The sequence below is a fragment of the Nonomuraea deserti genome, from assembly GCF_004348685.1.
Classification (GTDB): domain Bacteria; phylum Actinomycetota; class Actinomycetes; order Streptosporangiales; family Streptosporangiaceae; genus Nonomuraea; species Nonomuraea deserti.
The window spans coordinates 22,355-31,174 of record NZ_SMKO01000106.1; the positions used below are offsets into that span (position 1 = coordinate 22,355).

An 8,820-nucleotide genomic window follows, 5' to 3' on the forward strand; every position below is an offset into this window, starting at 1 on the left:
CCGCCTCACCCGGGATCGGTGCATCGTCACGTATTGTGGGCACTACTTCCCCCTGAGAGACGAGGGGAAGTTCCATCGATATGCGTCGTGTCCTAGCCGCCGCCCTGCTCGTGACCGCAGCCGGCTGCTCCACCGCACCCGCCGAGCCCGCCACGGACGCCCCCGGCGAGACCGCCACGATCGACTGGGGGCCGTGCACCGACATCGAGCGTCCCGATGGTGAGCCTCCCGCCCGCCAGGACAGCTCAGTGCGGTGCGGCACGCTCGCGGTGCCGCTCGACTACGCCAAACCCGACGGCGAGCAGCTGGACCTGGCGCTCATCAAGCTGCCCGCCACCGGCAAGGGCCGGCGGCTGGGATCCGTGGTGTTCAACTTCGGCGGCCCTGGCGCGTCCGGTGTCGACACGCTCGACCAGGCGGCCAAGGCGCTCACCACGCTGCGGACCCGCTACGACCTGGTCAGTTTCGACCCGCGCGGCGTCGACCGCAGTTCTGGCGTGCGCTGCGGCGACGCCTCCGAGCTGGAGACGTACACCTCGCTGAACACGCTGCCGCCCGACGAGGAGACGCACCGGCGCACCACGGCGGCCAACAAGAGGTTCGCCGAGCTCTGCGAGCGTGACTCCGGCAAGATCCTGCCCTACGTCGGCACCGTGAACGCCGCCCGCGACATGGACCGCATCCGCGCCGCCGTGAGCGACTCCAAGCTCAACTACGTCGGCATGTCGTACGGCACGCAGCTCGGTGCCGTATACGCCACCGAGTTCCCCCACAACGTGGGCCGGATGGTGCTCGACGCGCCGCTCGACCCGACGGTCTCGTTCGAGCAGCGCACGCTGGCGCAGACGCGCGGCTTCCAGCGGGCGTACGAGAGCTTCCTGCGGTCGTGCGTCAAGACCACGTGCGCGCTCGGCAAGGACGAGGCCACCGCCAACCGCAACGTCGAGAACCTGTTGAAGCGGCTGACCACCAAGCCGCTGAACGTCCACGGCCGCACGTTGACGCAGGGGCTGGCCTCCACCGCCGTGGCCGCCGCCCTCTACTCCGAGCTGACCTGGCCGTTCCTGGAGCAGTCGCTCAGCGAAGGGCTCAAGGGCAACGGCGAGGCGCTGCTCTATCTCGCCGACAACTACACCGGGCGCAGGGAGGACGGCACCTACTCCACGCAGATGACCAGCTTCCCGGCCATCACGTGCGCCGACACCGCGGAGCGTCCCAGCAAGGCCGAGCTGCGGCGCACCGAGGCGGCCGCGCTGAAGATCTCGCCGCTGTTCGGCAGCGAGGGCTCGGGCGGGTTGTGCCGGGTCTGGCCGGTCAAGGGCAGCGACCAGGCGCGGCGCGTCGACGCCACCGGGTCCGCGCCGATCGTGGTGGTGGGCGGCAAGGGCGACCCGGCCACGCCGTACCAGTGGGCGCCCAAGCTGACGTCCCAGCTCAAGACGGCCACGCTGGTGACGTACGAGGGCGAGGGGCACGGGGCGTACCTGTCGGGGAGCAAGTGCGTGCGCGGGCTCGTGGACGCGTACCTGCTGGACGGCAAGGTGCCCGAGAAGGGCGCCACATGCCCGGCGGCCTAGGCTGGGCCAGGTGACGCAGAACAACGCGCGGAGCGCGGGCCGGGCGACGGGGAACGACTCGCGTAGCGCACGCATCGAGCAGATGGAGACCGAGGCCGCGCGCCTGGCCGCCCTGGCCGGCGACCTGTCGGTACCGGTGCCGACGTGCCCGGGATGGACGATCGCCGAGCTGATCACGCATGTCGGCCAGACTCACCGCTGGGCGGTCCACGTGCTGCGCAACCAGGTTCGGGAGAAGATCTGGTCGCGGCAGGTGCCGAGCGGGCTGGCCGAGGGGCAGAGCGGCGACCCCGCTTGGCTGATGTCGGGGGCGGCCGAGCTGCTCGACACGCTGCGCACCACCGATCCGGAGCTCGAGGTGTGGACCTGGGGCCCGGACCGGCGGGCCGCGTGGTGGCCGCGCCGGATGCTCTTCGAGCTGGTGGTCCACCGGGCCGACGCCGAGCTCGCGCTCGGCCTCGACCCGGTCGTCCCGGCGGAGACCGCCATCGACGGCGTCGAGGAATTCCTGCACAACCTGCCGCACGCCGCCTGGGTCACCCGGTCGCTGGCCGGGCTCGGTGTGGAGGGGGCCACGATCCACCTCCACGCGAGCGACGGCGAGGGCGAGTGGACCATCACGCAGGGCCCCGCCGGGAAGATCACCTGGGCGCGCGGCCATGCCAAGGGCGACACCGCCGTCCAGGGCCCGGTGTCGGATCTGCTGCTCATGCTCTATGGCAGGCGCTCACCCGACGACCTGACCGTCCACGGCGACCGCGATCTCCTCGACCGCTGGCTGGCCGCCGTCGACTTCTGACGATCGCCCTGGACGCGCCGCCGCTCGGCGATCGGCGGCGTGTCCAGGGCGTCATGGTGAACCGCTCCGCGCGGAGCGGCCCGGGCGCCGGCCGGTGGTCGCGGGGAAGGCGCTCCCCCGGCCCGCGCCCGGATGGTCACCTGCGGTGGAAGACCCCGAAGACGCTGCCGGACACGTCGCTCACGTAGGCGAAGTCGGTGCCGGCGCCGTCGTCGATCACCTTCATCAGCACCTTGCCGCCGAGCGACTCGCTCTTGGCGCAGGTCTCCTCCACGTCGGCCACCTGCACGTGGAAGATCGCGTGGTTGGGGAACTCGCCCTTGGTGTTGAACAGCCCGCCCATCGGCTGGTCGCCGCCCGGCGCGCTGATCGTGCGGTAGTCGATCGGGCCGCCCTCGCCGGTGAAGGCCCAGCCGAACAGGCCGCCGTAAAACCTCTGGGCGCCCTCGGGGTCGTCGCTGGCGACCTCGAACCACGTCACCGTGTTGTCCATCATCGTCTCCTCAGTTCTCGAACAGGACAACGATCTAACGGCAGGGCGACAACCCTATGTCGGTGTTTCCTCTTGATTTTCGAGCGCACGTTCAGTCGAGCCTGGTGCCGTGGACGACCATCTCGGGCACGTCGGTGGCGAACCCTTCGAGCGGGCGCTCCGGGCAGCGCTCGCCGGTGACGGTGGCGGAGGCGATGCGGTCGAGGCGGAAGACGCGTACGTCGTCGCGGAGCCGGCACCACGCCACGAGGTACCAGAAACCGCCGCGCCCGCCCAGGAACACCCCGGGCTCGACGTCACGCGAGGTCAACGCGCCCTTGGCGTCGGCGTAGTCGAGCCTGAGCACGCGGCGGCGCAGCAGCGCCTCCTCGATGGCCCGGGAGATGCCCTCGGCGCCTAAGGGCCGGATGCCGGCGGCGGGCTGGTCGGGCGGCTGGACGAGCTGCACCCGCCGGGCCAGCTCTCTGGCGAGCTCGCCCTCGGGCCCCGGCATCGCCGCCACCACCTTGCGTAACGCGCTGCGGGCCTGGCGGCCGAAGGGCTGGTCGCCGGCCTGGCTGAGCGCCACCGCGATCGCCACCGCCTCGGCCGGGCTGAAGTTGAGCGGGGGGAGGGACATCTTCCTGTCGATGGCGTAACCGCCCTTGCGGCCCGGCTGGGCGTAGATCGGGACGCCGGACTCCTGCAGCGCGGTGATGTCGCGCTCGATCGTGCGCACGCTCACCTCGAACCGCCCGGCGAGCTCGCGGGCGGAGCGGCAGCGTGGCGCGATGGCGCGCAGGTCCTCGACGAGCGCGTAGAGCCGGTCGGTACGGTTCACAGCCGCGACGCTACGCCGAGCCACCGACAATCGCGGGCCCCCGCGGCGCCCGGTAACCCCTGCCTCACCGCAAGACTACAAAGATCTGACGACCGGGGGGTGGTCGGGGGCGCGCGTCAGGCCCGGGTCCAGTCGAGGAGCCTCTGCAGGGGCCAGGTGTTGACGACGCGCTCCGCCTCGATGCCGCACATGGCGGCCCGCTCGCAACCGTACCGCTGCCAGTCGAGCTGCCCCGGGGCGTGCGCGTCGGAGTCGATCGCGAAGACGCACCCCATCTCGTACGCCAGCCGCATCAGCCGCTTGGGCGGGTCGAGCCGGTCGGGCCGCGAGTTGACCTCGACCGCCACCCCGAACCGCCGACACGCCTCGAACACCAGCTCCGCCTCGAACTCCGACTCCGGCCTGCGCTCCCCGCGCCGCCCGCCGGCCCGCACCACCCTGCCGGTGCAGTGCCCCAGCACGTCCACGAGAGGGTCGGCGATGGCGGTGACCATCCTGCGGGTCATGTCGGCGCCGTCCATGCGGAGCTTGGAGTGCACGCTGGCCACCACCACGTCGAGCCGTTCGAGCAGCTCCCGCTCCTGGTCGAGCGAGCCGTCCGGGTTGATGTCCACCTCGATGCCGGTCAGGATCCTGAACGGGGCCAGGCGCTCGTTCAGCTCGGCCACCACGCCCAGCTGGCGCTCCAGGCGCTCGGCCGAGAGGCCCTTGGCCACCGTCAGGCGGGGCGAGTGGTCGGTCAGCGCCAGATATGCGTGGCCGAGCCGGGCGGCGGTCTCGGCCATCTCCTCGATCGGCGACCCGCCGTCCGACCAGTCCGAGTGGCTGTGCAGGTCACCCTTCAGCGCGGTGCGCAGCGCGGCGGTCTCGGCGTCGAGCTCGACGCCCTCCGTGGCGTGCAACCTTCGCAGGTAGGTCGGAACCTGGCCATCGAGACTTTCGTTGACCACTAGAGCGGTGACCTTGCCGATGCCCGGCAGGTCGCCGAGCCCACCGGTGCGGACCAGCCGCACGAGCTCGTCCTCGGGGAGGTCTGCGACGACCGCGGCGGCGCGGCGGAAGGCCCGCACACGGTAGGTGGGCTCGCCCGCGCGCTCCAGCAGGAAGGCGATCTCACGCAGGGCCATGACCGGATCCATACATCCTCCATAGCCGAAATAAATCGAGATGCAGTAATTACTCATTGAACACGGACGGACGCCGCCGCTAGAGTAATCGGCCCATGAAAGCAGGAGCTTGATGGCACCACCGCCGCCCACCCACCACTCGCCTCCGCAACCTCCGCGCAAGGCGTCGAAAGCCATCCCCCTGACGATCCTCGGCGTCCTGTCCGTGATGCTGGTCGGCTACTGCGCCGCCGTGCAGGACGACGAGGAGGTCACCGCGGACTGCGTCATGCGACTCGACGACGGCAGCTACCAGATCGTCGACGACGACTACTGCGACGATGACGACGACGGCGGCACGCACTACTACGGCGGGTCGCGTGGGGCTTACCTCTGGTACTACGGCGGCACCCGGGTCGGCAACCGGGTGCGCGGTGGCACCACCTACCGGCCGTCCAACGTCGACATCAACACCCGCAACGGCAAATCCATCCAGCGAGGCGGCTTCGGCAGCAAATGGGGCGGCGGGGGCTGACAGGTGCGGCGCGAGCACGGCACTCCCAGGCCAGGCTGGGAGGAGACGATCGAGAGCCAGGGACTGGCTTACCACAAGGCCGCGCACCCGTCGGGGCTGAGCCGCCCCTACTGGGACGAGTCCGTCCACTACGTCTTCTCGATGGACGAGGTCGAGGAGCTGGAGGAGCAGGTCGAGGAGCTGCACGCCATGTGCCTGAGCACCGTCGAGCACGTGGTCTCGGCGGGCCGCTTCGCCGACTTCGCCATCCCCGAATGGGCGTGGGAGGACGTCGCGCGCTCGTGGGAGCGCCGCGACCCCCACCTGTACGCCCGCTTCGACCTGCGCTACGACGGCACGGGTCCGGCCAGGCTGCTGGAGTACAACGCCGACACGCCCACCTCGCTGGTGGAGTCGTCGGTGATCCAGTGGTTCTGGCTGCAGGACGCGCACCCCGGCGGCGACCAGTGGAACTCCGTGCACGAGCGGCTCATCGAGCGCTGGACGCAGCTGGGGCTGCCCCCCGGTCCCACGCACTTCGCGTTCACCAACATGGACGAGACGGGCGAGGAGGCCATGACCGTGGCCTACCTGCAGGAGACCGCCGAGCAGGCGGGCCTGCAGACCGTCTCCGTGGCCATGGAGGACATCGGCTGGGACTCCCTCAACCGCCGCTTCGTGGACGTCGAGGAGCGGATGATCCGCTCGGCCTTCAAGCTCTATCCCTGGGAGTGGATGCTGGCCGAGGACTTCGGACGCCACGCCGTACGACACGCCACCTGGATCGAGCCGCTGTGGAAGACCCTGCTGTCCAACAAGGCGCTGCTGGCCCTGCTGTGGGAGCTCCATCCCGGCCATCCCAACCTCATGCCCGCCTACCTCGACGGCCCTCGTGACCTCACCTCCTACATCGCCAAGCCACTGCTCGGCAGGGAGGGGGCCTCCATGCGGATCGTCACCCCCGAGGGCACCCAGGAGACCCCCGGCGTCTACGGCCGCGAGGGGTACGTGTTCCAGGGCTTCGAGGCGCTGCCCGTCTTCGAGGGGCAGCGGCCGGTGCTCGGCGCCTGGGTGGTCGCCGACGAGGCGGCCGGGCTCGGCATCAGGGAGACCACCGGCCTCATCACCGACGACACCTCATCGTTCGTCCCGCACCGCATCGCTGATTGACGTGTTCTCCGACCGACTCCTGCCCGCCCCAGCTCCGGGCGGACACGCTCCCCGTGATTGGAACTGAACTGACGTGACTCTTCTCGAAATCCTCGCCCGCGGCTCAGGCGCCGTCGCCGCATACGCCGCCGTCGGCGTGATCCTGATGATCGTCGGGTTCTACGTGATCGACTGGGCCACGCCCGGCAAGCTGAGCGAGGTCATCCGCACCGAGCGCAATCCCAACGCCACCCTGCTGGCCACCTCGGCCATGGCCGCGATCGGGCTGATCGTGGCCGCCTCGATCTGGTCGTCGGGCGGCCGGCTCACGGAGGGCCTCGCGGGCACGGCGGTGTTCGGGCTGGTCGGCATCGTGGTGCAGACGGTGGCCATGCTGATCTTCGACCGGGTGGTCGGCATCTCCGTACGCGAGCTGGTCAAGGAGCCCGACCTGCAGCCGGGCGCGCGCCTGCTCGCGGTGACCCACGTCGCGATCGGGCTCATCACCGCCGTCGCCGTCATCTGACCGGCCGGTCACCGTTCCGGTCAGCCGAGGGGACCTGGCACTCTAGGAGACGTGACAGAGCGGACCCGGGAGGACACGACACGCAGGCTCGAGCGGGCCATGGGCTCGCTCGGCACGGCGGCGATGGCGCGCATGGACGAGCAACTGCCATGGTTCCGGGCGCTCAGCGCCGAGGACCGGTCGTGGGTGGGGCTCGTGGCCCAGGCCGGCATCGCCGCGTTCGTCGAGTGGTTCTCGACCGCCGGTGAGGGGCGGCGCACGCCCAGCATCGAGTTCTTCGGCACGGCGCCGCGCGAGCTCAAACGGTCGATCTCGCTCCAGCAGACCGTCGACATCGTCAGGGTCGTGGTCGAGGTGGTCGAGGCGCAGACCCACGAGCTGGCCGCGCCCGGCGGCGAGGACGAGCTCCAGCAGGCCATGCTGCGCTACACCCGCGACGTCGCCTTCGCCGCCGCCCACGTCTACGCCCGCGAGGCCGAGGCCAGGGGTTCGTGGGACGCCAGGCTCGAAGCCCTGATCGTGGACGCCCTGGTGCGCGGCGAGGTGGACGACGGCCTGCACTCCTGGGCCGCCGCCCTGGGCTGGACCTCCTCCCCCGTCGTCGTCATCGCCGGGCACGCCCCGGAGGGCGACCCGCGCGCGGTCATCGACGGCCTGCGGGAGAAGGGCCGCCGCATCGGCATGGACCTGCTGGCGGGTGTCCAGGCCGACCGGCTGATCGTGATCGTGGGCGGCGCGGGCAGCGTCAACGACGCGGCCAAGCAGGTCGTGGCCCGCTTCGGCGTGGGCCCCATCGTCATCGGCCCCGAGGTGCCCGACCTGCACGCCGCCGCCAATTCGGCCAGGGCGGCGCTGGCCGGGCTGAAGGCGTCGTCGGGATGGCCCGACGCGCCGAGGCCCGTACACGCCGAGGACCTGCTGGCCGAGCGGGCGCTCGACGGCGACCTCGACGCCAGGCGGCAGCTCATCGAGAGCGTCCACCTGCCGCTCGCGGGCACTCCGCTGCTCGACACTCTGGCCACCTACCTGGAGCAGGGCACCTCGCTGGAGGCCACGGCCCGGCTGCTGTTCGTCCATCCCAACACCGTGCGCTACCGCCTCAAGAAGATCACCGAACTGACCGGCTACCAGCCCACCGAGGGCAGGTCCGCCTTCACCCTCCAGGTGGGGCTCATCCTCGGCAGGCTCGCGGAGAGTGCAGTAAGCTGGCGCGCCCTAACGTAACCGCGCCGAAATCCCCACTGTAGGGTTCCTACAAATCACCCTGGACAAAGTTCGTACGGATCTCCATCCGCGTGTCGGAGTTCTACAGGGCATGGTGGATTTTGTGCTTGTACTCGTCGCTCCGGGCCAAGGTGCCCAATCGCCAGGCTTCCTGACTCCATGGCTTGAGTTGCCCGGTCTGGCCGACAGGCTCGGCTCGTGGTCCGAGGTCGCCGGGGTCGATCTGATCGCCCAGGGCACGACCGCCGGGGCCGACGAGATCCGCGACACCGCCGTCGCCCAGCCGCTGCTCGTGGCCGCCGCGCTGGCCTCCGCCGAGGCGCTCGGCGCGACCCCCGACGTGGTGGCCGGGCACAGCGTCGGCGAGTTCGCCGCCGCGGCGCTGGCCGGGGTGCTCACCCCCGAGCAGGCGCTCTCCCTGATCCGCGAGCGCGCCCAGGCCATGGCCAAGGCCGCCGCCATCACCGAGACCGGCATGACGGCCGTGCTCGGCGGCGTCGAGGAGGAGGTTCTCGCCTCGATCGAGAGGCACGGGCTCACCGCCGCCAACATCAACGGCGCCGGGCAGATCGTGGCCGGCGGCACCATCGAGCAGCTGGCCGCGTTCAAGGC

General features: G+C 70.9%; 10 protein-coding genes. 7 read left to right on the plus strand and 3 right to left on the minus strand.

Features of this window, described 5'->3' with window-relative positions; translation table 11 throughout:
* Positions 1–80: 80 nt before the first annotated feature.
* Together E1292_RS30770 and E1292_RS30775 are read left to right on the plus strand one after the other, a co-directional pair.
* Positions 81–1,577, plus strand: a complete 1,497-nt coding sequence (locus E1292_RS30770; protein WP_132599225.1) for an alpha/beta hydrolase — start codon at positions 81–83, stop codon at positions 1,575–1,577.
* A gap of 10 nt (positions 1,578–1,587) precedes the next feature.
* A complete protein-coding gene (locus E1292_RS30775) occupies positions 1,588–2,376 on the plus strand; it encodes a maleylpyruvate isomerase family mycothiol-dependent enzyme (RefSeq protein ID WP_132599227.1) in 789 nt (262 codons plus the stop codon).
* A 136-nt stretch (positions 2,377–2,512) separates the two neighbouring features.
* Here E1292_RS30775 and E1292_RS30780 read toward each other — a convergent pair whose 3' ends face one another.
* The 3 genes from E1292_RS30780 to E1292_RS30790 form a co-directional block, all read right to left on the minus strand.
* A complete protein-coding gene (locus tag E1292_RS30780; protein WP_132599229.1) occupies positions 2,513–2,869 on the minus strand; it encodes a VOC family protein in 357 nt (118 codons plus the stop codon).
* 91 nt (positions 2,870–2,960) lie between these two features.
* On the minus strand, positions 2,961–3,689 hold the full coding sequence (locus tag E1292_RS30785) for a helix-turn-helix transcriptional regulator (protein ID WP_132599231.1): 729 nt from the start codon (positions 3,687–3,689) through the stop codon (positions 2,961–2,963).
* Positions 3,690–3,805: 116 nt separating this feature from the next.
* The gene (locus E1292_RS30790) at positions 3,806–4,828 is read right to left on the minus strand and encodes a PHP domain-containing protein (RefSeq protein WP_132599233.1); all 1,023 of its coding nucleotides are present in this window, start codon (positions 4,826–4,828) and stop codon (positions 3,806–3,808) included.
* Positions 4,829–4,928: 100 nt separating this feature from the next.
* Here E1292_RS30790 and E1292_RS30795 point away from each other — a divergent pair, with 100 nt between their 5' ends.
* The 5 genes from E1292_RS30795 to E1292_RS30815 all read left to right on the plus strand — a co-directional run.
* Complete coding sequence (locus tag E1292_RS30795; protein ID WP_132599235.1) at positions 4,929–5,330, plus strand: hypothetical protein; 402 nt, start codon at positions 4,929–4,931, stop codon at positions 5,328–5,330.
* 3 nt (positions 5,331–5,333) lie between these two features.
* A complete protein-coding gene (locus E1292_RS30800) occupies positions 5,334–6,479 on the plus strand; it encodes a glutathionylspermidine synthase family protein (protein WP_132599237.1) in 1,146 nt (381 codons plus the stop codon).
* Positions 6,480–6,552: 73 nt separating this feature from the next.
* Entirely contained in the window at positions 6,553–6,984 is a 432-nt protein-coding gene (locus E1292_RS30805; protein WP_132599239.1) for a DUF350 domain-containing protein, read from the plus strand.
* Positions 6,985–7,083: 99 nt separating this feature from the next.
* The gene (locus E1292_RS30810; protein ID WP_132506107.1) at positions 7,084–8,208 is read left to right on the plus strand and encodes a PucR family transcriptional regulator; all 1,125 of its coding nucleotides are present in this window, start codon (positions 7,084–7,086) and stop codon (positions 8,206–8,208) included.
* A 103-nt stretch (positions 8,209–8,311) separates the two neighbouring features.
* On the plus strand, positions 8,312–8,820 hold a 509-nt coding region (locus E1292_RS30815), incomplete at its 3' end, for an ACP S-malonyltransferase (protein ID WP_181958322.1).

Excerpts from the sequence above, each read along its gene's own strand:
- E1292_RS30780 (WP_132599229.1), bottom strand. The coding sequence starts at position 2,869 with ATGGACAACACGGTGACGTGGTTCGAGGTCGCCAGCGACGACCCCGAG.
- E1292_RS30810 (WP_132506107.1), top strand. The coding sequence starts at position 7,084 with ATGGGCTCGCTCGGCACGGCGGCGATGGCGCGCATGGACGAGCAACTG.
- E1292_RS30790 (WP_132599233.1), bottom strand. The coding sequence starts at position 4,828 with ATGGATCCGGTCATGGCCCTGCGTGAGATCGCCTTCCTGCTGGAGCGC.
- E1292_RS30795 (WP_132599235.1), top strand. The coding sequence starts at position 4,929 with ATGGCACCACCGCCGCCCACCCACCACTCGCCTCCGCAACCTCCGCGC.
- E1292_RS30770 (WP_132599225.1), top strand. The coding sequence starts at position 81 with ATGCGTCGTGTCCTAGCCGCCGCCCTGCTCGTGACCGCAGCCGGCTGC.